This is a genomic window from Staphylococcus ureilyticus (genome assembly GCF_025558845.1).
GTDB lineage: Bacteria > Bacillota > Bacilli > Staphylococcales > Staphylococcaceae > Staphylococcus > Staphylococcus ureilyticus.
Genome location: NZ_CP094825.1, coordinates 2,639,720 through 2,663,122, shown reverse-complemented (window position 1 = coordinate 2,663,122; position 23,403 = coordinate 2,639,720). Strand labels below are relative to the sequence as shown.

22 protein-coding genes are annotated in these 23,403 nt (G+C 33.3%); 17 read left to right on the top strand and 5 right to left on the bottom strand.

Annotated features, from left to right (window positions below; translation table 11 throughout):
• Window positions 1-3: 3 nt before the first annotated feature.
• Window positions 4-1,998 (bottom strand): ferrous iron transport protein B, encoded by a 1,995-nt coding sequence (gene feoB / locus MUA21_RS13190; protein ID WP_262561505.1) that lies wholly within the window; start codon window positions 1,996-1,998, stop codon window positions 4-6.
• Complete coding sequence (locus tag MUA21_RS13185; RefSeq protein WP_046207160.1) at window positions 1,991-2,227, bottom strand: FeoA family protein; 237 nt, start codon at window positions 2,225-2,227, stop codon at window positions 1,991-1,993. The genes feoB and MUA21_RS13185 overlap by 8 nt, the downstream gene beginning before the upstream one ends.
• Window positions 2,228-2,615: 388 nt before the next feature.
• On the opposite strand from MUA21_RS13185, the gene MUA21_RS13180 reads away from it, so the two are divergent.
• The gene (locus MUA21_RS13180; RefSeq protein ID WP_046207159.1) at window positions 2,616-2,915 is read left to right on the top strand and encodes a hypothetical protein; all 300 of its coding nucleotides are present in this window, start codon (window positions 2,616-2,618) and stop codon (window positions 2,913-2,915) included.
• Between the two features lie 231 nt (window positions 2,916-3,146).
• Here the strand turns inward: MUA21_RS13180 and MUA21_RS13175 are convergent, their stop codons facing one another.
• The gene (locus MUA21_RS13175) at window positions 3,147-4,082 is read right to left on the bottom strand and encodes a helix-turn-helix transcriptional regulator (protein ID WP_070038525.1); all 936 of its coding nucleotides are present in this window, start codon (window positions 4,080-4,082) and stop codon (window positions 3,147-3,149) included.
• 79 nt (window positions 4,083-4,161) lie between these two features.
• On the opposite strand from MUA21_RS13175, the gene MUA21_RS13170 reads away from it, so the two are divergent.
• Window positions 4,162-4,803 (top strand): FMN-dependent NADH-azoreductase, encoded by a 642-nt coding sequence (locus MUA21_RS13170; RefSeq protein ID WP_145381303.1) that lies wholly within the window; start codon window positions 4,162-4,164, stop codon window positions 4,801-4,803.
• A gap of 269 nt (window positions 4,804-5,072) precedes the next feature.
• Window positions 5,073-6,497: an APC family permease gene (locus MUA21_RS13165; RefSeq protein ID WP_262561504.1), complete on the top strand. Its 1,425-nt coding sequence runs from the start codon at window positions 5,073-5,075 to the stop codon at window positions 6,495-6,497.
• Between the two features lie 300 nt (window positions 6,498-6,797).
• Here MUA21_RS13165 and MUA21_RS13160 read toward each other — a convergent pair whose 3' ends face one another.
• Together MUA21_RS13160 and MUA21_RS13155 are read right to left on the bottom strand one after the other, a co-directional pair.
• The gene (locus MUA21_RS13160) at window positions 6,798-7,469 is read right to left on the bottom strand and encodes an LPXTG cell wall anchor domain-containing protein (RefSeq protein WP_107525493.1); all 672 of its coding nucleotides are present in this window, start codon (window positions 7,467-7,469) and stop codon (window positions 6,798-6,800) included.
• 186 nt (window positions 7,470-7,655) lie between these two features.
• Entirely contained in the window at window positions 7,656-8,573 is a 918-nt protein-coding gene (locus tag MUA21_RS13155) for a DMT family transporter (protein ID WP_262561503.1), read from the bottom strand.
• Window positions 8,574-8,678: 105 nt separating this feature from the next.
• Between MUA21_RS13155 and MUA21_RS13150 the strand changes: the two genes are divergently transcribed.
• From MUA21_RS13150 to MUA21_RS13085, 14 genes are all read left to right on the top strand, one after another.
• Complete coding sequence (locus MUA21_RS13150) at window positions 8,679-8,936, top strand: hypothetical protein (protein WP_262562282.1); 258 nt, start codon at window positions 8,679-8,681, stop codon at window positions 8,934-8,936.
• Window positions 8,831-9,571 carry an AraC family transcriptional regulator gene (locus MUA21_RS13145; RefSeq protein WP_262561502.1) on the top strand — a complete coding sequence of 247 codons (741 nt, stop codon included), beginning with the start codon at window positions 8,831-8,833 and terminating at the stop codon, window positions 9,569-9,571. The genes MUA21_RS13150 and MUA21_RS13145 overlap by 106 nt, the downstream gene beginning before the upstream one ends.
• A gap of 82 nt (window positions 9,572-9,653) precedes the next feature.
• Window positions 9,654-10,454 carry a Cof-type HAD-IIB family hydrolase gene (locus tag MUA21_RS13140; protein WP_262561501.1) on the top strand — a complete coding sequence of 267 codons (801 nt, stop codon included), beginning with the start codon at window positions 9,654-9,656 and terminating at the stop codon, window positions 10,452-10,454.
• A gap of 121 nt (window positions 10,455-10,575) precedes the next feature.
• Window positions 10,576-11,952, top strand: a complete 1,377-nt coding sequence (locus MUA21_RS13135; RefSeq protein ID WP_406992376.1) for an MFS transporter — start codon at window positions 10,576-10,578, stop codon at window positions 11,950-11,952.
• A gap of 472 nt (window positions 11,953-12,424) precedes the next feature.
• Window positions 12,425-12,883: a LytTR family DNA-binding domain-containing protein gene (locus MUA21_RS13130; protein WP_145381307.1), complete on the top strand. Its 459-nt coding sequence runs from the start codon at window positions 12,425-12,427 to the stop codon at window positions 12,881-12,883.
• 20 nt (window positions 12,884-12,903) lie between these two features.
• Window positions 12,904-13,284, top strand: a complete 381-nt coding sequence (locus tag MUA21_RS13125; RefSeq protein WP_258085638.1) for a DUF3021 domain-containing protein — start codon at window positions 12,904-12,906, stop codon at window positions 13,282-13,284.
• A gap of 194 nt (window positions 13,285-13,478) precedes the next feature.
• Window positions 13,479-14,237 (top strand): SDR family oxidoreductase, encoded by a 759-nt coding sequence (locus MUA21_RS13120; protein WP_073345414.1) that lies wholly within the window; start codon window positions 13,479-13,481, stop codon window positions 14,235-14,237.
• 33 nt (window positions 14,238-14,270) lie between these two features.
• Window positions 14,271-14,591 (top strand): hypothetical protein, encoded by a 321-nt coding sequence (locus MUA21_RS13115; protein ID WP_107525500.1) that lies wholly within the window; start codon window positions 14,271-14,273, stop codon window positions 14,589-14,591.
• Between the two features lie 45 nt (window positions 14,592-14,636).
• Window positions 14,637-14,984: a MerR family transcriptional regulator gene (locus MUA21_RS13110; protein ID WP_107525501.1), complete on the top strand. Its 348-nt coding sequence runs from the start codon at window positions 14,637-14,639 to the stop codon at window positions 14,982-14,984.
• Between the two features lie 399 nt (window positions 14,985-15,383).
• Window positions 15,384-16,958, top strand: a complete 1,575-nt coding sequence (gene fadX, locus MUA21_RS13105) for a fatty acid degradation protein FadX (protein ID WP_064209694.1) — start codon at window positions 15,384-15,386, stop codon at window positions 16,956-16,958.
• Window positions 16,959-16,976: 18 nt separating this feature from the next.
• The gene (fadD, locus tag MUA21_RS13100) at window positions 16,977-18,503 is read left to right on the top strand and encodes a long-chain-fatty-acid--CoA ligase FadD (protein ID WP_064209693.1); all 1,527 of its coding nucleotides are present in this window, start codon (window positions 16,977-16,979) and stop codon (window positions 18,501-18,503) included.
• 72 nt (window positions 18,504-18,575) lie between these two features.
• Window positions 18,576-19,784, top strand: a complete 1,209-nt coding sequence (fadE, locus tag MUA21_RS13095; RefSeq protein ID WP_046207142.1) for an acyl-CoA dehydrogenase FadE — start codon at window positions 18,576-18,578, stop codon at window positions 19,782-19,784.
• 44 nt (window positions 19,785-19,828) lie between these two features.
• A complete protein-coding gene (gene fadB, locus MUA21_RS13090) occupies window positions 19,829-22,084 on the top strand; it encodes a 3-hydroxyacyl-CoA dehydrogenase/crotonase FadB (protein WP_107525502.1) in 2,256 nt (751 codons plus the stop codon).
• Between the two features lie 34 nt (window positions 22,085-22,118).
• Window positions 22,119-23,303 (top strand): thiolase family protein, encoded by a 1,185-nt coding sequence (locus MUA21_RS13085; RefSeq protein WP_107525503.1) that lies wholly within the window; start codon window positions 22,119-22,121, stop codon window positions 23,301-23,303.
• Window positions 23,304-23,403: the final 100 nt, after the last annotated feature.

Sequence of the window (23,403 nt, the reverse complement as noted above, 5' to 3'; positions counted from 1 at the left end):
TCCTTAATAAAATAATAATCCAATTTGATAAAAGACAAATGAAAGTAAATATGCAGTGATTAATGGATATGCTACAGCCAATATAGTCCATTTAAGAGAATATGTTTCTTTACGAATGGTCGCGACCGTAGATAAACAAGGAATATATAGCAAGATGAAAATCATAAACGAATATGCTGATAATGGTGTGAAATGACTTTGTATAATATTTACAAGACCAGCTTCGTCTGATGCATAGATAATTGCCATCGAGCTAACGATAACTTCTTTTGCTAAGAATCCAGGTATTAACGTAGCACCCGCCTGCCATGAACCAAAACCTAATGGCGCAACTAATACAGCAAAGAAACTTCCAATTGAATGTAAAAAGCTATCATTAACATCGACATTGAAACCACCGGGACCGGTATAATTCAATAGCCAAATAATTACTGAACCAGCAAAGATAAATGTTCCTGCTTTTTTAACAAAACCTTTAGCTTTTTCCCATGTACTTCTCCACAGTGTTTTGACTGAAGGTAATCGGTAAGTAGGTAATTCGACAATAAATACAGAATCATCATTTTTTAATACTGTTTTCGTTAGTAATACACTTGTTAATAAAGCGACGACGATACCAAGTACGTATAAACTTAAGACGATGAGCGCCTGATGAGATTCAAAAAATACACCTACAAACAGTGCGTAAACGGGTAATCTCGCTGAACAAGACATAAATGGTGCAATCAAAATCGTTGTAAGTCTTTCTTTTTCACTTTCAATGCTACGCGCCGCCATAATACTTGGCACGTTACAACCAAATCCAATAATCATTGGTATAAAAGATTTACCACTAAGGCCAAAGTATTCCATAATACGATCCATTAATATTGCAATACGAGACATATAACCAGAGTCTTCTAACAGAGAAATGAAGAAGAAAAACACCAGTATTTGTGGCACAAATACAAGTACTGCACCCACACCAGCAATAATTCCGTCATTGATCAAATCTTGTAAAAATGGAACGAGGCCTAACTTATCCATCAGGTTGGATACTGTATCTGTAAAGGTACCGCCTAAAAATTCATCTAATGCATCGGATATAGGTGTTCCAATCCAAGTGAATGTGACGTGGAAAATAAGCCACATAATGATTAAAAAGATTGGGATACCTAAATATTTATTTGTTAAAATACGATCTATACGATGAGTGAAATATTGTCGTTCTTCATCAGGATATTCAACCGTATCTTTTAAAATATTGTCTATATATGTATTGCGTGTTGCTTGTATTTCATCTCGTATAGAATTATCTAAGTCTTTTGATAAATTTTGACGCAATAATGTTATTTCTTTCAAAACAGCGTCATCTAAAAAGTCATGAATTTTTGGATTTTCTAATAAAAATTGTATTGAGATAAAACGTGCTAATTGTTTATCAATAGAGGTGCTAGATGTTAAATGTGATTCAATTTGTGATATTGTAGCTTCAATGTGCTTACCATAATTTAATTTTAACGGTCTATTTTTGGATAAGCCATTGTCTTTCAAAGAATCTAATAATTGATGTGTGCCTTTTCCATTTCTTGCTATTATAGGTAGTAGTGGCAATTTTAATTTTTTCATAAGTGCTTGTTGGTTGATACGAATACCACGTTTTGTAGCAACATCAACCATATTTAATCCAATAATTAAAGGTGCACCTAATTCCATTAGTTGAACTGTAAGCTGCAAATTACGTTTGAGTTGGCTGGCATCTATAATATTAATCATGCCAGAAAATTGACTATTCAATAAATAATCAGTAACAACCATTTCGTCTTTTGATATAGGTGATAATTCATAAATACCTGGTAAATCAACGAGGTCTCCAATATGTTGTTTGAGACGACCTACTTTTTTCTCTACAGTTACACCACTCCAGTTTCCTACATATTCGTATGTGCCAGTCAATGCGTTAAATAATGATGTTTTTCCAACGTTAGGGTTCCCTAAAATACAATAACTGTTAGTCATTGGCTTCCTCTAATTCGATCTGACATGCATCGCAGCCACGAATACTTAAGCATTGACCATTCACTTCTAATATACAAGGACCCTTGAACAAGCACTTTTGTTTAATTTTTAACTTCGTACCATTCACTAAACCAAGTGCATTTAACCGATGACGCATGTGTTGATTTTTAATGTTCATTTCTTTGATTTTGTAACTCTTTTTTAAGTCTCCACTTTTTATGCTTAACATAAAACTCACTCTTTCTTATAATGAGATAATAATAATCATTATCAATTATACTATTATGTCAAATATAATAGAAGTAAATTTTAATATAATTCTGTGAATGTTTTGTTAAGCATTATTGCCTGTAACATATATTACTTTGTTTTTTTGATTTTAAAAAATAAAAAGACAAATCATTGAGCAAAGAAATTGCTATCACTACGATGTAATATTACACTTAAATTAAACAATAACTCTACTAAGTATGAGATGAAATAACTCAGTCAAAAGGTGTTTGGAAGATTAACTGGTGTTCAATGCTTTTGAGTTTCGGATATGAATCATAAATCGTTATATGAAAATATATGTGTGTTTAAAAATTGAATTACATATTGAGATAGGAGGGATTCAAATGGTTATCCGTGATAATAAACGCATAAAAGTAAAACGTTTAAATGAAACGCGCTCAAGTGGGATTTCTGTCATGATTGAAGAAGGTGGTTTGGGAGCTGACCAATATTATCAAATTGAAAAGCAAAATGCGAAAACATCTGAAGAACACTTACATCAATTTGAACATGAAGTAAGTGAAAAAAATAATGCTGAACTGATTGATTTATTAATTATAAATGCGCAAGAAAGTACGAATAAAGCTTATAGTGAGGCGTTAAAGACAATTCAGCAAGAAGTGTTAAACCGAATGAAATCATAAATATTGTATTTAAACCAAGATTTAATAAATAAGAAGATAACCAAGACTATTGATATAACTATTTACAGTTGTATCAATAGTCTTTTTAATATTTAAACATAGGTAAGACTTAGGGTACGCTAAATTAAGTGCTGCAGAAGTGAAATAATATTCAAATTAAATTAGGCCAACCACGATAATACAATCAACCATAAGGTATACAGCTATAAAAAGCCATGCAACACAGATATATTACTCGTATTTGTCGATGATATTGTTCAATTTATTTAAATAAGCTTCTTTTAGTTGCTTAGGATATATGATATGGACATTTTCACCTAAAGCAATTAAATAATTCACCATATAATCCAGTTCTTCAATATTATAACCACCAGTAATATAAGGTGTACCTTTTATATATTCTAAGTTCATATTGGGATAGTTGTTTTTGGAATATTGCTCTACTCCAAATGGTGTGAGCTGACATTTAAATGTGACATTATGATAGGTGCTTTCATATTGTTTTTGAAATTCAGCAAGTTGTTCTTTTGTATAGTTATTTTTTCTCGAAAGATTGATTGTTAATTGTTCGATATAATCACATCGAAATGTGCCCCATTTGTCATTTTTTATATCATATGCGCTACAGAACCATATGCCGTTTCTATAAAACAACTCATAAATCTGTAATTCTGTATCAATTTTTTTGTATTGTGTATAACGAATGTGAACGGTTTGTTCATAGATGATAGATTTTAAAATACTAGATAAATATTTTACATGACTGACAGGTGGTACATTATGATAAGTAACAAAATCTAATGTTTTCAAGATCTTATGTTGCTGTTCCGTTGGTATTGTAGCTAATAATTTTTCACTGATTTGTGTATAAGATTTTTGAAAAGGTGTTGTAGATAATAAATCTAAAGCTTTAAGTGCAAAAAAGATTGCTAATACTTCATCATTATTAAAATATATGGGTGTTAACAAATTCTGTGAAATGATTTTATATCCGCCATAGCGCCCGTTTTCTACATATATACTAAGCCCCATGTTTTCTAATTCTTGTACATCTCTTAACGCTGTTCTTTTTGAAATATTAAATTCTCTCATTAAATCAATTAAATGAAAAGCATGTTTGTTACTTAAAAAGATAAGCTCTTGATTTAATCGTTCGGATTTTTTCATATTTTCTCCTTTAAAGGTGACTTATTTAGACACCATTGAAATATATACTTAGGTTAACAAATTTTTAAGGAGAATGTATATGAAAACTTTAATGATTAATGCACATCCTGATTTTAAAAAAGAAGATAGCTTTTCTTTTAAATTAAAAGAAATGTTTCTTGAAGCATATGGACAATTGTATCCAAATGAACAACTAGAAGTTTTGAATTTATATGACATTCAGTTGCCTCGTATTGAAAAAAATCAATTACTGAATGTATGGCACAAGCAACGTGAAGGAGAAAAATTATCCGAAGTAGAAGAACTGATTTCAACCAAAACATCAGAGTTACTACAACAATTTAAAGCTTATAAAAGAATTGTCATTATTTCACCATTACACAATTTTAATATTACGTCACGACTTAAAGATTATATAGATAATATTATGATTGCACGTGAAACGTTCAAATATACTGAAAGTGGTTCTGTAGGTTTAATGACAGATAATTATAAAGCGTTATACTTACAAGCAAGTGGTTCAATTTATACAAATGATGATCGTTATAAATTATTAGATTTTTCTTATCATTATTTGAAAGCGATGTTTGAAGATATTATGGGTTTTGAAGAATTTTATGTAGTTAGAGCTCAAGGAACTGCGATATTACCTGAAAATGACATTTTAAATGATGCAAAATTAGATTTAAAGCAAGTATTGCCATCATTTTATGCAAAATAAATTGATTGTAATAAGGAGATTAAGACAAAAATAAGATCATATCTTTCAAATTATATACGTACCATATAAGAGATAGTTGTATGATAAATATATGAAAAAAGTATGCTTATATAGGTTTTGAAATTACTAAAATGTGTTTATTCAGATAAGAAATATTTAAAATAATCATGCATTTGTAAAAGATTCTTTTTTAAAAGGATATGTACATTACAATTAAAAATCACTATACTGTAATACGTGTTTGTACATTATTAACAAGGAGAAAATTGATGAATCTTTTAAAACAAATTTTCAAAAAGGAAGATATTGCTAAATTTCAAAATAAAGATGCTCATTTAGAGCGTACATTAAGAATAAGAGACTTTTTAGCTTTAGGTGTCGGTACAATTGTTTCTACTGCTATTTTTACGTTGCCTGGTGTTGTAGCTGCAGATCACACGGGTCCTTCAGTCAGTTTATCTTTTCTAGTAGCAGCTATTGTGGCAGCATTGGTAGCATTTGTATACGCAGAAATGGCATCTGTCATGCCTTTTGCTGGATCAGCATATACTTGGATCAGCATATTATTTGGAGAATTTTTTGGATGGATTGTAGGTTGGGCATTAATTGCTGAATATTTAATTGCGGTTGCATTTGTGGCATCAGGATTTTCAGCTAATTTGAGAGGGTTATTAGAGCCTTTTCATATATCACTACCTCAGTCATTATCTAACTCTCTCGGTACAGACGGGGGTATCGTTGATTTATTAGCAGCTTTCGTAGTCATTATTACTGCGGTATTACTATATAGAGGAACGTCAGAAGCGGCCCGTGTTCAAAATGCACTCGTGATTCTCAAAGTATTGGCTATTTTCTTATTTATTATCGTAGGTTTATCAGTGATTGATATTGGTCATTACATACCTTTTATTCCAGAGTACCGTGAAACTGCAGCAGGTGCATTTGGTGGCTGGCAGGGAATATATGCAGGTAGCTCTGTCATTTTTGTTGCTTATATCGGTTTTGATTCTATCGCTTCAAACTCTGGTGAAGCGATTAATCCACAAAAAACAATGCCACGAGGGATTTTGGGCTCTTTACTGATTGCGGTTACTTTGTTTATAATCGTTTCACTTGTATTAGTGGGAATGTTTGACTATGCGCAATATAAAAATAATGCTGAACCAGTAGGTTGGGCTTTGCGTATGAGTGGTCATAGTACCGTTGCGGTTATAGTGCAGGCAGTCTCAGTGATTGGTATGTTTACTGCTTTAATTGGTATGATGATGGCGGGTTCTCGCTTACTTTATTCATTTGGTAGGGATGGCATCTTACCGTCTTGGTTAGGAAAATTAGATAATAAGAATTTGCCGAATCGTGCGTTAATCGTACTATCGATTGTTGCAATTATTATTGGTTCTGTATTTCCGTTTGGTTTTTTAGCACAATTAATTTCAGCGGGTGCGCTTGTAGCTTTTATGTTTGTGACAGTAGGTATTTTTTCATTGCGTAAAAGAGAAGGTCGTGATCTACCACAACCGGCATTTAAATTACCTTTTTATCCAGTGATGCCAGTGATTATTTTTATTTGTGTATTTATTGTGTTCTGGGGATTAAGTGGTCAGGCTAAAATCTATACATTAATTTGGTTCTGTGTCGGCATCATTTATTATGTATTGTATATTTTAAAGCATCTTAAAAACATCAAAAATTAAACATATTACGGTTTAAACATTAATAAAAAGTTTAATGGTTTAGACAAAATCTATGCATTGATTATTATAGTATGTGTTAGTCCTGATTGAGTAGAAATTTGGAATTAATCGACATTGTTAATTCCGTTTCTACTCTTTTTTATAGCTTGTCTTAAAGTGAAAAGTAGAAAACATGTTAAAATTTCAGACTAAAATGTAATATAATATGGGTTTAATTGATAGGAATTGATATGAAAATGCGTTTTAATTAAGTTTTAAAATATCACTACTCAATTCTATTGAGTAGTGATATGTATATCATTATTTAGATTTATTAACAAAACGATTTTTAAACATTAGTAGACTAAGTCCAGCAGTTAATGCTAATAAACCAGCACTGATACTTAAAATTTCAGCATTATTCTGTTGTCCAGTATCTGGTAAATTTTGTTGTTCCATTTGGTTATCTTGAGCGTTTGGTGTAACGACTCCTTGTGGTGTATTAATTGATTGATTATTTTTATTGGCAATTTTTTGTGTTTCATTTTCTATAGCTTGTTCGTATGCTTCTGGTGAAACTTCTGTTCGTTTTGGTACGTTATTTTCTAATTGTTGATAGTCTTCGTTAGACATACCATCAGGTTTTACACCGCCATATGGTCTATTACCTTGCGTAGTTTGATGTGCTTGTTGTTCTTCTTTTGCTTGTTCAAAGATACTTGCAACTTTTTCATTATAATTGACTTGAGATAACTTGCCAGAATCTTTTTGCTGAGTAAGTTGTGTTATTTCATCTTGATATGTTTGTGGTAGAGCAGAGATATCAAAGTCCATGTTTGCCCATCCATCACCGTCTGGGTCAGTACTATTTGGCAGCGTTTCCCCTGTAACAGTTTTAGCACCATTTTCCTCAGCATTAGCTGTGCCGTGGATTCCCGTCACTGCTATTGAACTTGCTAATAATGACGTAAGTAAAATGTTTGATTTTTTCATTAATTATCCCCCTTTACTATTATATTAATATCATAAATATAAACCCCCATCAATATTGTTCAAAACATTTTAAAATTAAATTAATAATGTTTGCTATAGAAATTATTTATCTTCGCTAGCGATAACCTTTTTATTGCTAAGATCAATAGTGTTACAAGTACATATTAAATTTTTGCTTTATATAAATTATTCTATGCTATGTTGTTTTTTTAATGATAATGCCAAAATGAGTACGATAATCAGTAGAATGCCAATTAATTGAAAACTACGAAATGTAACATTAAGCCAAAAGGCACTTGCTAATATGGCCATAACAGGTTCAATTGTGCCGAAAAGCGTTGTTTCTTTTGCCGATAAGTAATTTAAACTTTCAATAAAGAAAAAGAATGCTATAGCGGTTCCAGCAATAATACCAAAAGTTAAATAAAGTGCAGTCGATCCTGTTAAATGAGACCAGTCAAACTGCCATATAGGTGCTTTGAAATTCATGACAATGCCTGAAATTAACATGGCCCAGCCGACAACTAAAATAGATGGAAACCGAGTTAATAATTGTGTTGCGTAAAGTGTATAGAAAGCAAGTGCTAAGCCTGATATAATCCCCCAAATTACGCTTGGTGTAGATACCACAAGCTTACTAAAAGATCCGTTGGTTAGTAGTAAAAATGTACCTGATAATGTGAGGATAATTGCAACCAAATCAAAAGGTTTAAAGCGTTCTTTACGTCTAATCACATACCAAATAATGATATATACTGGGGCTATGTATTGCAGTAAAGTAGCGACTGCGGCATTACCAAAATTGATAGACGCCATGTAAGCATATTGAACGAGTAACATACCAAGAATTGAGAAAATGATAAGTTGAAATAAGCTATGCTTATTTTTAAATATATCGAATAATGAAGATTTTCTATTTATTATTTTGTAAATCATTAATAAGATGAAGCCACTGATTAATAACCTCGCAGTTACATACCAATTGACATCAATGTCCCTTTGTTGAAAAAGAAAATCTGATACCGTACCACCGAGCCCCCAAAATGAAGCCCCTACAATAGCTAATAAAATACCTATGATTCTAAATTTTGTTTTATTTACCATATCATCACCTGTGAAATATTAATATATTTATACTATACCGATAAAATAAGCGATATAATATATAAAAATAAGCTTAAAATAGCAAAATATTGAGGTGTCTCATTTATGTATCAAGAAATTATCGTAGAAAATACAAGAGAAGAATTAATACAATTTCCTGATAAACAATGGAAACATATTATTTTACATACACATTTAAATCGCACGATTTTTGGCTATATTCCTATACATTGGCACCACGCCACGCATTACAATTCATGTATGTGGTTAATGGAACACTCGATGTTTCAATTGGTGACGACACATTTAATATTAAAAAAAGAGACGGGCTTTTTATCAATTCAAATGTTGTGCATGAGTTAACAAGTGAATTTTCACAAACAGAGTATTATTGTTGGAATATTGAGATACCAGAAACTATCAATTATTTAGAATTTAATTATGTATCAGAAATTATAAATAAAGCACATTATGTCCCCTATATATACTTATCCCAAGATGACAAACAACAAAGAGAACTCTTAGAGATTATTAACTCAGCTGGTCAAATTTATGAAAAACAAAACTCATACTTTGAACTAGATATTACTGCCAAATATTATAAAGCAATAAAATGGTTATTACTGCATTTTGCAGTAGTAAATGAACAAAAGCGATACTACTTTGATTATCGTATTAAAAGACTGATAACGTATTTGCAAAATCATTTTCACAAGAAAATTTCATTACAAATGTTAAGTGATGAGATTCATATGAGTAAATCTGAAACGGTTAGATGTTTCAAATTTTATGTAAATCAGACCCCTATGCAATACTTGGTGAATTTACGATTAGAACACAGCGTAAGAATGTTGCGTAGTAAACAATCATATACGATTACTGATATTGCAATGGCATGCGGTTTTTCAACAACGAGTTATTTTATTAAAGTTTTTAAAGAAAAATACAAGCTCACCCCAAAACAATTTCAGAAAAAGCAAATAACTGCGACGTCATGACTCAATACGGATTAGAAAAATTGCTAATTATAATGATAAGTAGATACAATAAGTTAAATGCCAAATAAAGGGGTCGTTTTTTTTGAATATTAAACTGATTGTCGTGGACATGGATGGCACATTTTTAACCGATGATAGCCAATTTAATTACGAGACTTTTCAATTGTTAAAAGAAAATTGTGCAAATCAAGATATTCGCTTTGTCTTTTGTACTGGTAAGCAATGTGAGCGTGTAGAAACTATTGTAGGTGATCTCGCAACGAATACATTTATTGTAGGCGACAGTGCAACACGAATTAAATACAATGGGGATTTTATTTACAATGCAGTGATAGAAAATCAAAAAGCAAAAGAAATTATTGATACGATAAGAGCAATTGATGATACACAAACCATTTTGGCTTGTTCGAAAACCGGTGCATACGTGTTAGACAATATTTCTGAATCAGAGAAAAGGCACGTGCATGGTTCTTATCAACATGTGCACTATATTAAAGATTATAACGATATTGAAGATGATTTATTGAAAATTACTGTTCATGACACAAGTGCTCACTGTAAAGAGACTGCCGACCGTCTAAAACATTTTGAAAAAGATGTTTATATCGTAGCTTCAGATGAATCATGGATTGACATTGCAGACTTGGGCGTGAATAAAGGAACTACAATTAATCGAATTCAGAATTTACTTCAAATTACACCTTCAGAAACTATTGCATTTGGTGATGGATATAATGATTTAGATTTATTTAAAGCGGCGAAATATAAAGTCGCTATGGATAATGCTTATCCTGAATTAAAAAAAGAGGCAAATTTAATTGCAATTAATAATAATGAAGATGGCGTTGTACAAACTTTAAACTTACTTTTAGGATTTAAATAAAAGTAGATTTTTATATGAATTGGAAAAATAGTAATAATTCATAAAATAAATTGTACTTTGTATGATAATATCTATCTAGTGCGTATTTTTATATGCAATATTTAGATGAGGAGGTTCATGCATCGTGAGTACAAAGCAACAATCAAACAACAAATTGATTTTAGCTATTGTGTTAAGTGTGTTAACGTATTGGCTTTTTGCTCAATCGTTTATTAATATATCTACACAGGTTCAACATACCTATCAAACAACACCAGGTGTTGTTAACTTATCTGTCAGTTTAGCATCATTTGCTACTGGTATTTTTATGGTCGGTGCAGGTGACGTTTCTGATAAAATTGGAAAACTAAAAATGACTTATATTGGTATCATTTTTAGTATTTTAGGCTCATTACTTATTATTGTGTCTAGTGTGACAGCGTTCTTATTGGTAGGACGTATGTTGCAAGGACTTTCGGCGGCTATTTTACTTCCTTCTACCGTAGGCGTGATTAATGAGCAATTTAAAGGTAAAGAAATGCGTAGAGCATTTAGCTACTTGATGATCGGTAGCGTTGGTGGTATCGGTTTAGCATCGATGGTTGGGGGATTGATAGCGACATATGTCAATTGGCAATCTAACTTTATCATCTCTATCATTATTTCAATTATTGCATTTTGGTTATTGTGGGGAACAGAAGAAGTAGAAAAAGAAAAAATTGACACAAGACCATTTGACTATATTGGGATGTTTTTATTTGCAGTTTTAATAGGAAGTATTACATTGTTTGCCACACAAGGGTTTGAACAAGGTTGGCTCAGTACCTTTTCAATTACATGTTTTGTGATTTTTATAATTTCTACAGTTATTTTTATATTCTTTGAAAGGCAAAAACATGCACCGTTCATTGATTTTTCATTATTCCGAAATCGTGGTTTTGTTGGTTCTTCAATGATCAATGTTGTACTCAATTCTGGCATAGGTACGACGACAGTATTTAATATGTATGCGCAGACAGAATTAGGATTAAATGCCTTTCAAGCAGGACTTGTGACTGTTCCTTATGTCATTATGGCAGTTGTGATGATCCGTTTAGGAGAAAAATTATCCTTACGCTTTGGAGGCAAGCCATTGTTATTGGTAGGACCACTATTTCCAGCAATAGGAATTATGTTTATCAGTTTAACTGTATTACCAACAGATTGGTATGTAGGCATTGTCGTGTTTGGATTTGTCATTTGTGCTATAGGAAATGGCTTATGTGCTACACCAGGAATTACAGTTGCAATTTTAACAATTCCTGATGAAAAAGTTGGTTTAGCTTCAGGTATCTACAAAATGTGTGCGACACTAGGTGGTGCGCTAGGCATTGCGCTTAACACAACTATTTTTGCAGCAGTGCAAGTCAACCATAGTGCTAGTGTAGCTGCGACGACTTCATTTTTAACAGGTTTATCAATTATGATTATTGGTGTGATTCTGACTCAAATCATTATACCTAAAAATATAAAAGCTTAAGCATTTATTGAAATTTATTAATAAATGATACTGTGCTATAGATTTTATATTTAAAAGGCACCTTGTCAAATAGACAGTAAAAAATAAAATGTTTATGAGTCTGGTACATAAATCCCAGAAAAAAGCACTCAGATGATTTAATTCATCTGAGTGCTTCTTTTTAATTCAATACTTCGTATTGTTGGCTCGCTTTCTTAGGGGACAGCTTCAGCCTGTAGTTTTCAGCTTGTCCTGTTCCCTCAAGAGTCTCGCCAAAATACGTCCCATTTGTCCAAGAACTTTATGTCTCTGGCTAATTTTTAATGTGCTTCGTTTTTTATTAAAAATGAAACTATGAACGATGTTAGAAAAGCGTTTGAATTTTATAGTTATGCTTCCGACCGGTTACGTTATATTGGTGACCTCTTACGATAAAAGTACTGACAAAATAGCAGTGAATTATATAGTATAAGTAAAAAGAGGGGGCGGTACTATGGAAAGTGACGTACGAGTTCATCTGAAAATAGACGAAGTTCGCACTATAACAGAAGTAAAAATCAATACTTTTGATAGAAAAACAGGTGAAAGTTTATTAGAACACATTAATAATTTCACATTTTCAAATTTAGATAAACTAGGGATTAAAACATCAGAAGGTATATTCATGATCAGTAAATCAGATATTATGTTCGCTGAAATATTTGATAAAGAAATCACAATTACGACAACAGAAAAAGAACTTACAACACGCATGTCTTTAAATACATTACAACATAAATTGGCCGGAGCTTTGTTTATACAAATATCTAAATCATCAATTATTAATGTTCATTTTATAAAGAAAGTTAACCCATCATTCTCAGGTAATCTAATAGCTACACTTACGAATGGTAAGAAAGTGTCTATATCTCGAAGATACGTCAAAAATTTAAATAAAGCATTAGGCATATAACATATAAGGAGAGGATTATAATGAAAAGAATCTTAAAAGAAATGTTACAAGGTGTTGGATTTAGCAGTAGCATTACGATTATATTTCTCGCAGCTAATCATATGAGCATTGGTTTTGGTGATGTAATAGGAATATATTTCTTTGGAGCTGTTTGTGGTTTATTATCTAGTATTTATGTAGTAGATAGTATACCTTTATTACTGCAATTATTCATTCATTTAAGTGGTAGTGTTATTTCATTTATTGCTGTAGCTTATCTTAATCATTGGTTACCAATGGAGGTTTCCACAGTGGTTTCATCAATTACTATATTTGTGATTATTTTTCTAATATTATGGTTTGTATTTTTTATTAATAATATACAACACAGTAAAAAAGTTAACGCGCAACTAAAAAAGTAAGGAAATGAAGGTTGTCAACAAATAACGATATAAAAGCCAACAGAACAAAGTAATATCATCATTTTTCTTCACATACAGCACATTCTAATGAAACAAAGACGCCACTAAAAATATTAGCATTTTTCAGCAATCACTTGCTTGATATCGCGCTCTAAGGTTTACGATTGAATTATATTCAAAGGAGGTTATATAATATGGGTAAATTTAATAGTCTACAGGACAAAGTTGTAGTTATTGCTGGTGGTGCTAAGAACCTTGGTGGTTTATTAAGTACTACTTACGCTAAAGAAGGAGCCAAATTAGTAATCCATCACCATGATGAAAATTCTTTAGATGATGCAAAAGCGACACTTACAAAAGTTGAAAATTTAGGCGGAGAAGGTACATTATTTTCTGGTGATTTGACAAACGTTAATAATGTCCAAGCTTTATTTCAACATGCTGAAGAGACATTTGGAAAAGTTGATATTGCAATAAATACTGTTGGAAAAGTGCTTAAAAAACCTATTTCAGAAACGACTGAAGAAGAATTCGATAGCATGGCGGACATCAACGCAAAGTCAGCTTATTTCTTTATTAAATATGCTGAAAAATCTATGAATGATCATGGTAAAATCATCACTTTGGCTACTGCATTGCTTGCTGCTTACACCGGTTTTTATTCAACTTATGCTGGTGGCAAAGCGCCTGTTGAGCATTATACACGCGCAGCATCCTCAGAATTTATGGATAGAGGGATTTCAGTAAACGCTGTCGCTCCAGGGCCAATGGATACGCCATTCTTCTATCCACAAGAAGGCGATGATGCTGTAGCATTCCATAAATCCCAAGCGCTTCATAACCAACTTACAAAAATAGAAGACATCGCGCCGATTATTACTTTCTTAACTTTAGATGGATGGTGGATCAACGGTCAAACATTATTTGCAAATGGTGGTTATACGACTCGCTAGTTTACTTTTTAATCATAAGGAGGTCATTTTGATATGTATTACTTTTTAGCAATATTTAAAGGGAAAGAAACAGATATCAAAATTATTACAGAAGCCAAGGTAATAGATGAAAAGAATGTATCTGTGCCAAGTCATAATTACGTTAAAGCATTAGCCGAAGAGATTATTGAGCTATCGCATCAAAATAATTTATTCCATAATGATATTAAAAGTATTGCTTTAAGTATAGATAATCCTGAACACATTGGTTATAACAGTGTGGCGTCATTAAAACATGATATGACATCAACATTTGGATTTGAAGCTATCATTGACAATGACTATGAAGAATTGCTAGTTCAACTTATGAAATAGACAAAAAGGTGACTTTATAAGGTCACCTTTTTTAGGAGGTAAATTATGCAAGTCAAACAAGTTGCCGATAATTTAGGTATCAGTGAACACACCATTCGATATTATGATAAAGTAGGGCTCTTTCCTTTTGTTCAGAGAAATAAGAATGGCTATAGAGATTTTTCAGAAGAAGACTTATATTGGATTGAATTTATAAAATGCATGCGTCAGACACATATGCCTATATCAAAATTAAAAGAAATTGCGGAGTTATATCATCAAGGCAGTGACACAAAAACGAAGCGGAAAAATATATTTTTGGAACATCAAAAAAATTTAATTGAACAAAAAAAGATTATAGACCAAGGGCTTCAAACATTAGAAGAAAAATTTAAATTGTTGGAGAATGAATAGATAAAAGTACAGCGCGAGTGGTAGCAGCAAGTGATATACAAATGACTGTTTCCTTTTTTATAGTACCTTACAACAGAAAATGTAATGAATACGTCTGGGACAAAGCAATCATGTTCCAGATTTTTTTATCGTCCTCGGATATATCCTTTTTTGATAAAACATTTTGTCTGTCTAGTTCTCTTTCAATGATTTTCATATTTTCCTTCACACACTTCCAAAACTGTCATAGCAGATGTTATGGATACTTTCACAATTCACTATAATCGTAAAATTTAAAATTTTTGCATAAATTTCAAAAATAATGGTATATTACATGTAAGGGCTTACATACATGAAGAAAGGAGATATTTATCACTCAATATTTTATTAGTTGGATTAAACATAGATAGGAGAAACTGTATGAAAATTATTCCATTTTCAGATTTGAAAGACATCGTAAAAGAAGGTGATGTTATAGCTCTGGCAGCCTTATCTACAGCAAATTTACCAGCTGAGATACTTAAAACGTTAGTCGAACAATATGATGAGGATCAATCACTTAATAATTTAACGTTCATGCTTGCTAATGATATTAGTGACTATAGAGGTGACAGTTATGATTTAGATTCATTCGTTTCAAGGGGTATGGTTAAACGATTAATCACGAGTATTATTACTGGTTCACCAGCAACGATTCAAGCAATGCAGAACAATGAAATAGAGGCTTATTTCCTTCCTCAAGGTGTTATAACCACACATTATCGAGGAAGTACGGAAGCTTTTCCAGGGCCGATTACTAAAATTGGTTTAAATACAAATGTGGATCCACGTTATTCTGGTGGAAAAGTCAATACATGTACGACTGAGGATTTGGTTTCTTTAATAAATATCAATGATGACACTTATTTGAAATATCAGTTTCCAGAAATTGATGTAGCTTTACTAAGAGGTACATATGCTGATGAAGCAGGCAATATTTATATGAAGCATGAGACACACTTAGGAGAAGGTTTTAGTTTAGCAGCAGCTACGCATAAAAATAATGGAAAGGTCATTGTTCAAGTGAAAGAAGTGATTCAAAGTGGTCGTTTCAATCCAAATGAAGTGTTTATACCTGGCAAATTAGTAGATTATATTGTAGTGAACCGTGATCCAAAATATCATAGACAAGTGATTCAAACGTACTATGATCCGGCACTTTCAGGACATTATCAAATTACAGAGATGCGAGAACCATATATAGAATTGAACACTCGAAAAGTAATTTTGAGACGTGCTGCTCAATTTTTACTTCAAGGTGATGTCATCAGTATTGGTTTTGGCATAAATAATGAGTTATCCAATGTTTTAACTGAAGAAGGGGTTAACAATTTAGTACAGCCCAATATAGATACAGGCGTGTTTGGTGGTTTGATTAGCAGCGGAAAATATTTTGGTATGAACTATAACTTAAGTGCACGTATGAGACACGATATGACTTGGGATTTCATTTATAACGGAGGCGTTGATATAGCCTTTCTAAGCTTTGCTCAAGTAGATTCCAAAGGTAATGTAAATGTCTCAAAATTTGGCAATAAAATGAATGGCTGTGGTGGGTTTATCGACATAAGTCAAACGGTAAAAACAATTGTCTTTTCCGGTTCATTAGTTGTCGGGGGTCAACTAAGTTATGAACAGCGCAAGGTTAATGTAGAACAAGAAGGTCACATACCAAAATTTATCAATGAAATTGATAATATTGATTTCAATGTTGAAAATGCGTTTTTGCTTGAACAAGAGATTTACTTTGTCACCGAAAGGGCTGTATTTGAACTCACACAACAGGGATTAATGCTCATTGAAATAGCTCCTGGTCTTGATTTAGAGCGAGATATTCTAGCAAATATGGAATTCAAGCCGCTCATTGCAACGCATTTGAAAGAAATAAATAGCGATATTTATCAAGATAAGTGGGGAGGATTGTCTGATGCAATAAAGTCGGATTATCGTATTTAAACTAAGGGGGAGAAAAATATGAACTACGACTGGATTAAAACAAGAGCGACATTTGATGATGAAAAAGCCGCAGTGATTGACCCATTCAAAGGCACAGAATGGACTTATCAAGATTTAAATATTCGTGCAGAAAATTTAGCTAATCATTTACAAGATCAAGGTGTAAAACGTGGCGATGTCGTCGGTATATTTACACCTAATGACGTAGCATTATTAGATTTGATGTTCGCTTCATTTAAATTGGGGGCTGTATACTTACCAATTAACTGGCGTTTGAAAACACAGGAAATAAAAAGTGTGATTGCAGATTCAAATGTCAAACTCATTTTTTACGCTGAGAAGCATGTCTCAAGTTTAGAAGGTATTGCAGATGACTTACTGCACATGGATATTGACTCAAAAGTATATGATGATATAGTAGATCCTTCGCAACACCGTCCTTTCAATACTGTTAATGTGGAAGGAAACGATTTAGCATCGTTAATGTATACAAGCGGTACAACGGGATTACCTAAAGGAGTTATGTTTTCATACGATTCTTTTGTAAATAATCCAATCAATATTGCACTGACTTATAAAATTAATTCGACATATACAACAATTATTTCCACACCAATGTTCCATGTCTTAGGATTTAACGATTTGACGCTGCCTTTATTAATGGCTGGAGGCACTCTGATATTACAGCGTTATTTTAATGGCGAAGCGCTAAATGATTTAATGGCTCAGTACAAACCAAATTATTTAATTCAGATTCCAACGATGTATTATGCCATGTTGGTAGCAGAAAATTTCGACTTAAAAAACTTTGAAAGTATCGATTTCTTAATTCAAGGTGGTTCATCACCTTTACCAATGGTGCAAAAGAAATTTAATAGTTTAGGCTATTCAATTATTAACGGTTATGGCTTAACTGAAGCACCGCTCGTAATGGTCAATACACCGGAAAATGGTGCGCAGAAACCAGGCAGTATTGGTAAACCAGTCATGTTTATGGATATATGCATATTCGATGATAACTTTGAAGAGGTAGAAGTTGGTGAAATCGGTGAACTTGGCGTTCGTGGTAATAATATAACACCTGGTTACTGGAACAAACCTGAAGAAACTGCAAAAACATTTCATGGCGAATATTTCTTAACAGGCGATTTAGCAAAAGTAGACGAAGATGGTGATGTCTATATCGTTGATCGTCGTAAAGAAATGATTATTACTGGTGGTGAGAATGTCCTACCTTCCGAAGTGGAAACGGTATTAGCAGAACACCCACTCGTAGCTCAAGGGGTTGTCGTTGGATATGATAGTCCTAAATATGGTGAATCAGTTGCTGCAGCAGTTGTGCTTACCGAAGATGATCCGGATTTTGAAGCAAAATTAGATGCGCATATGCGTGAAAATATTGCTGGTTATAAAATACCGAGATTATATTTGAAATTGACACACATGCCATTGAACTCTACATCAAAAGCAGACAAATTAGAACTTCAGAAATACATGAATGAGAAAGCTCAACAAGAAGCCAAAGGTGTTGACGATTTGAATTAAAATAAAATGCTGAAAAGCACAAAATTTTTTTACTATAAATGTAAGCGCTATCAAAAAATGGAGGTTTTAATTATGCCAACAAAAGAAGAAACACTAAAAGCATTGTACCCAGAAGATATTTTAAGTATTGGAAAAGATTTAACGGAAGGCGAAGTGAAATTATTAAAACAATTGAATGATATGTTAGAAGAAAAATATCGTGATTCTGTGAATGAACATTGGTTAAATGCCACTGAGCCAGAAGGTTATTTTGACGAGTTAGGAAAACTTAACTATTTTAATAATCCATTGCTGTTTGAAGGTCGTGAAGGCGCCCGTACACCGAGTCAAATGTTCCAGTTTTTCATGTCATATACGATTGCAAGATTTGATGTATCTTTAGCAACATTGTTAGGTGTGCATCAAGGATTAGGACATAATTCATTTTGGTTTGGCGGTAGTAAAGAACAACAGGCCTATTATCTACCCAAGTTACAATCACATGAATTACGTACTTGTTTTGCGCTGACAGAACCAGAACATGGCTCTGATGTCGCAGGAGGGTTAGAAACAACTGCAAAACGTCAAGGCGATGAATGGATTATTAACGGAGAAAAGAAATGGATTGGTGGAGCAAATGTTTCAGATGTCATGCCAGTCTATGCCGTAGATGTTGAAACTGGCAAACCGAAAGGATTTATAATTGAGCCAAGTCAAGAAGGCGTAGAAATTGAACTGTTAGAACATAAAATTGCACTAAGAATCGTACCTAATGCAAAAATTCGTTTGAAAAATGTTGTCGTCAAAGAAGAACAGCGTTTACAAAATATTAATAGCTTTAAAGATATCGCGAAAGTTTTATATTCAACACGTGCAGGTGTGGCTTATATGGCGACAGGTGCAATGGCTGGCGCATTGAAAGCAACGACAGATTACGTAACAAAACGTAAACAATTCGGTAAAGAAATTAGTAAATTCCAACTTATTCAAGAAAAATTGGCAATGATGCAAGGAAACTTAGCACAAGCCATGGCTACATGTGCACAGCTCGCACGTATGCAAGCTAACGGTGAATATGATGAAGTAGCGACTTCAACAGCTAAGATGATGAATTCATTAAGATTGAGAGAGACTGTAGCCATGGGTCGTGGTGTTCATGGTGGTAACGGTATATTAGCTGGAGAATATGATATCGCTCGTTTCTTTGCAGATGCAGAAGCAATATACACATACGAAGGTACACACGAAGTCAATGCATTAGTTATCGGTAGAGCAATTACAGGAGATTCCGCATTTATATAAAGATTTATGTGTAAGATGTTAATGAAAAAATTGGAGGGTTTAGTATGACGATAAGAAAAGCAACAGTGCTAGGTGCAGGAACAATGGGTAGTCAAATTGCTGCACTACTTGTAAATGCAGGCTTAAAAGTTAAATTATTGGATATTGTCATTGATGAAAATGATCCTAACAAAATCTCGAAAAAGGCTTATGAAGCAATTACAAATCCTAAACGTCCACAACTGTTTGATTTATCATTTGCCTCAAACTTATCATACGGTAATTTCAATGAAGATTTACAAGATGATGATGCAGATATATATATTGAGGCAGTTAAAGAAGAAGTGGACATAAAGCATCAAATTTGGGATCAAGTTAAAAAAGTAGCGAATGATGATGCAGTGTTTGCAACAAATACTTCAGGTATTCCAATTGAAGCAATTGCAGAGGTATTCGATGATAGTGATAAAGAAAGATTTTTCGGTATGCACTTCTTTAATCCACCTAGAATCATGAAATTAGTGGAAATTATCCCTAATAAACAAACGCATTCAGCGGTTGTTGAACGGGTACAAACCTTTGCAGAAGATGTATTAGGTAAAGGGGTAATTGTAGCAAATGATGTACCTGGTTTTGTTGCCAATAGAGTTGGCACACAAACAATGAATGATATTATGTATCGCGCAGAACAGCAAGGTTTCTCTATTACTGATGTTGATGCATTAACTGGTCGCAGTATTGGTCGACCTAAAATGGGCACATATGGGCTGTCTGATTTAGTAGGATTAGATATTGCTATGGCTGTAATCAAAGGATTGCAAAAAATTCCAGAAGAGCAACCATTCTTCAAAGATGTAACACTTTCTGAAAAATTAGCCGAAAATGGTGCACTCGGAAATAAAACAAAACAAGGGTTTTATAAAAAAGTAAATAAACAACGTTATGTTTATGATGAACAGCAAAATGACTACGTTGAGCCAAAACAGCCACAACTAGAAATTTTAGGTCATTTTAGTAAAGACCTTGCCTCAAATTTAGATGTTATCTTTAATGCACAAGATGATGCAGGTGTATTCTTATGGGAAACATTGAGAAATAATTTCTATTATTCAGCATTGAATGTACCAAAAGCTGCGGAAGATTTTAAAGATATTGACCGCGCATTAGTTTGGGGATTCAACTGGAAATTAGGACCATTCCAATTATGGGATTTAATGGGATATGAACGTGTTAAATCTCGTATGAAAGAAGAATTAGGTCAGTTACCAGATTGGATTGAGCAACGCAACGAACCGTTTTATGCTGAAGGTGAATCTATTGAACGCGTGACACCTGTAACAGCTTATATCGATTCAGAATTGTGGGATAGATCCGATTCTAATTTATCTATAGCAAATAAAGATCAATTATTATTAAAATTACAAAGTAAAAATAATGTCATTTCAAATAGCTTTTTATCTGACTTATTAGAAGCAATTGATAAGCTTGAAAATGAAGACTTCACGAGCATGGTGATTTACGCAGGTGGTAACAACTTTAGTGTAGGTGCTAATTTATATCAAATGAAGAAAGCACATGAAGACGGGAAAGTGGTTTCTGAAGTAGGTGAAGCGGTCGAACAATTACACCATGTATTTGCGAGACTAAAACATGCGTTGAAACCTGTTGTAACAGCTGTTCAAGGACGTGCATTAGGAGGCGGTTGTGAACTTGTATTACATTCACCAATTGTTGTAGCGGCGAGTGAGTCTTACATTGGCCTTGTAGAAACAGGGGTAGGTTTATTGCCAGCAGGTGGCGGACTAGCAGAACTAACAGATCGTATTATGCGTACAAATCATAAAAAAGATGATAAACAAGCGTCTATTACCAATATTTTAATGCAAATTGGCTTTGCTAAAGTATCTACAAACGCTTATGAAGCAAAAAGATATGGCTATTTAAAAGAAACAGATACAGTTATTTTAAATACCGAAAGACGTATTGAAATTGCATTGAAACGTGCGCGCTATGAATCTGAAGCGAATTATGTACCACTTCCAAAAACTCAATATATCGCTTTAGGTCGAGACTTTAAAGCGTTAGCGGAAGGTCAATTAGATGCACAGCGTGTGGGTCACTTTATTAGTGATTACGATTATGAAATAACATTGAAGATTGCAGAAGTACTAAGTGGTGGAGATGTTCCACGTAACACCTATGTAAATCAAAGATATTTACAAAAACTTGAAAAAGAAAGATTTTTAGAATTACTTCAAAATAAAAAAACATACGATAGAATTTCTCACATGTTAGAAAAAGGAAAACCGCTACGCAACTAATAATCGAACATTATAGAGGAAAGGGTGAAACTAAATGCGAGACGCGTATATAGTAGCTTATGGACGTTCAGCAGCTGGTAAAGCAAAAAATGGTGCAATGACTCATGAGAGACCTGATGAAGTAGCTGCAAAAGTATTGAAAGGTGTTTTAGAAAGAGTTGGAGGTTCATTTGAACCTAGTATGGTTGAAGATGTCATTGTTGGGAATTCATTTCCAGAAGGCTTGCAAGGACAAAATATTGCTAGAACAATCGCCTTATTAGCAGGGATGCCAAATGAAGTACCTGGTCAAACAGTCAATCGTTATTGTTCTTCAGGCTTACAAACAATTGCACATGCAGCAAATCAAATTATAGCGGACCAAGCAGACATTCTAGTTGCTGGAGGTATTGAACTTATGAGTGCGGTACCGATGGGGGGCAATGAGCCAACCAATAACCCGATACTACAAGACGAAGATTCTGGTGTATCTTATCCAATGGGGTTAACTGCAGAAATAGTGGCTGACACTTACAAGGTTTCTAGAGAAGATCAAGATGCCTATGCAGTACAAAGTCATGCCCGTGCTGCTAAAGCACAAGCAGAAGGTAAATTTGAAGATGAAATTATTCCGATTGAAGTGAATAAAGTGGATTATGATGAAAATGGTCCGGTCGTATCGCAGGCAGTATTTAAAGATGATGAATTGATTAGACCAGATACGAATCAAGAAGCATTATCTAAATTACCCACTGTTTTTAAGGCGGATGGCACAGTGACTGCAGGCTCCTCGGCACCCTTAACTGACGGTTCAGGCTTTGTAGTAGTAATGTCAGGTGAAAAGGTAAAGGAATTAGGCGTAGAACCAATTGCGAGATTCGTAGGTTTTAAAGCAGTTGGTGTAGATCCTAAATTAATGGGGATTGGACCTGCTTATGCAATTCCTGAAGTGTTAAAACAGGCAAACTTGAATGTAGATGATATTGATTTAGTAGAGTTGAATGAAGCATTTGCATCTCAAACAATCGCTTCAATGAGAGAGACAGGTTTAGATGCTCAAAAGACGAATGTTAACGGCGGAGCAATTGCCTTAGGTCATCCATTGGGTGCTACGGGTGCGATGTTGGTCGGCAGATTACTTTCAGAAATGAAAAAACGCCCGGATACACAATATGGTATGGTAACGATGTGTATCGGTGTAGGTATGGGTGCTGCCGGTATCTTTGAATATGTAAGATAATAGTTTAGTAATTAGCTAGTAAAGTAATAAAACACTGAAATAACTATATTCTGTTAGGAATGAGTATAGACAATGCATATGCTCCCTTCAAAGTGACATT

What these genes read in the sequence shown, in the direction of transcription:
- feoB (WP_262561505.1), bottom strand. Translation starts at nt 1,998, where the DNA reads ATGACTAACAGTTATTGTATTTTAGGGAACCCTAACGTTGGAAAAACA.
- MUA21_RS13185 (WP_046207160.1), bottom strand. Translation starts at nt 2,227, where the DNA reads ATGTTAAGCATAAAAAGTGGAGACTTAAAAAAGAGTTACAAAATCAAA.
- MUA21_RS13180 (WP_046207159.1), top strand. Translation starts at nt 2,616, where the DNA reads ATGGTTATCCGTGATAATAAACGCATAAAAGTAAAACGTTTAAATGAA.
- MUA21_RS13175 (WP_070038525.1), bottom strand. Translation starts at nt 4,082, where the DNA reads ATGAAAAAATCCGAACGATTAAATCAAGAGCTTATCTTTTTAAGTAAC.
- MUA21_RS13170 (WP_145381303.1), top strand. Translation starts at nt 4,162, where the DNA reads ATGAAAACTTTAATGATTAATGCACATCCTGATTTTAAAAAAGAAGAT.
- MUA21_RS13165 (WP_262561504.1), top strand. Translation starts at nt 5,073, where the DNA reads ATGAATCTTTTAAAACAAATTTTCAAAAAGGAAGATATTGCTAAATTT.
- MUA21_RS13160 (WP_107525493.1), bottom strand. Translation starts at nt 7,469, where the DNA reads ATGAAAAAATCAAACATTTTACTTACGTCATTATTAGCAAGTTCAATA.
- MUA21_RS13155 (WP_262561503.1), bottom strand. Translation starts at nt 8,573, where the DNA reads ATGGTAAATAAAACAAAATTTAGAATCATAGGTATTTTATTAGCTATT.
- MUA21_RS13150 (WP_262562282.1), top strand. Translation starts at nt 8,679, where the DNA reads ATGTATCAAGAAATTATCGTAGAAAATACAAGAGAAGAATTAATACAA.
- MUA21_RS13145 (WP_262561502.1), top strand. Translation starts at nt 8,831, where the DNA reads ATGTATGTGGTTAATGGAACACTCGATGTTTCAATTGGTGACGACACA.
- MUA21_RS13130 (WP_145381307.1), top strand. Translation starts at nt 12,425, where the DNA reads ATGGAAAGTGACGTACGAGTTCATCTGAAAATAGACGAAGTTCGCACT.
- MUA21_RS13125 (WP_258085638.1), top strand. Translation starts at nt 12,904, where the DNA reads ATGAAAAGAATCTTAAAAGAAATGTTACAAGGTGTTGGATTTAGCAGT.
- MUA21_RS13120 (WP_073345414.1), top strand. Translation starts at nt 13,479, where the DNA reads ATGGGTAAATTTAATAGTCTACAGGACAAAGTTGTAGTTATTGCTGGT.
- MUA21_RS13115 (WP_107525500.1), top strand. Translation starts at nt 14,271, where the DNA reads ATGTATTACTTTTTAGCAATATTTAAAGGGAAAGAAACAGATATCAAA.
- MUA21_RS13110 (WP_107525501.1), top strand. Translation starts at nt 14,637, where the DNA reads ATGCAAGTCAAACAAGTTGCCGATAATTTAGGTATCAGTGAACACACC.
- fadX (WP_064209694.1), top strand. Translation starts at nt 15,384, where the DNA reads ATGAAAATTATTCCATTTTCAGATTTGAAAGACATCGTAAAAGAAGGT.
- fadD (WP_064209693.1), top strand. Translation starts at nt 16,977, where the DNA reads ATGAACTACGACTGGATTAAAACAAGAGCGACATTTGATGATGAAAAA.
- fadE (WP_046207142.1), top strand. Translation starts at nt 18,576, where the DNA reads ATGCCAACAAAAGAAGAAACACTAAAAGCATTGTACCCAGAAGATATT.
- fadB (WP_107525502.1), top strand. Translation starts at nt 19,829, where the DNA reads ATGACGATAAGAAAAGCAACAGTGCTAGGTGCAGGAACAATGGGTAGT.
- MUA21_RS13085 (WP_107525503.1), top strand. Translation starts at nt 22,119, where the DNA reads ATGCGAGACGCGTATATAGTAGCTTATGGACGTTCAGCAGCTGGTAAA.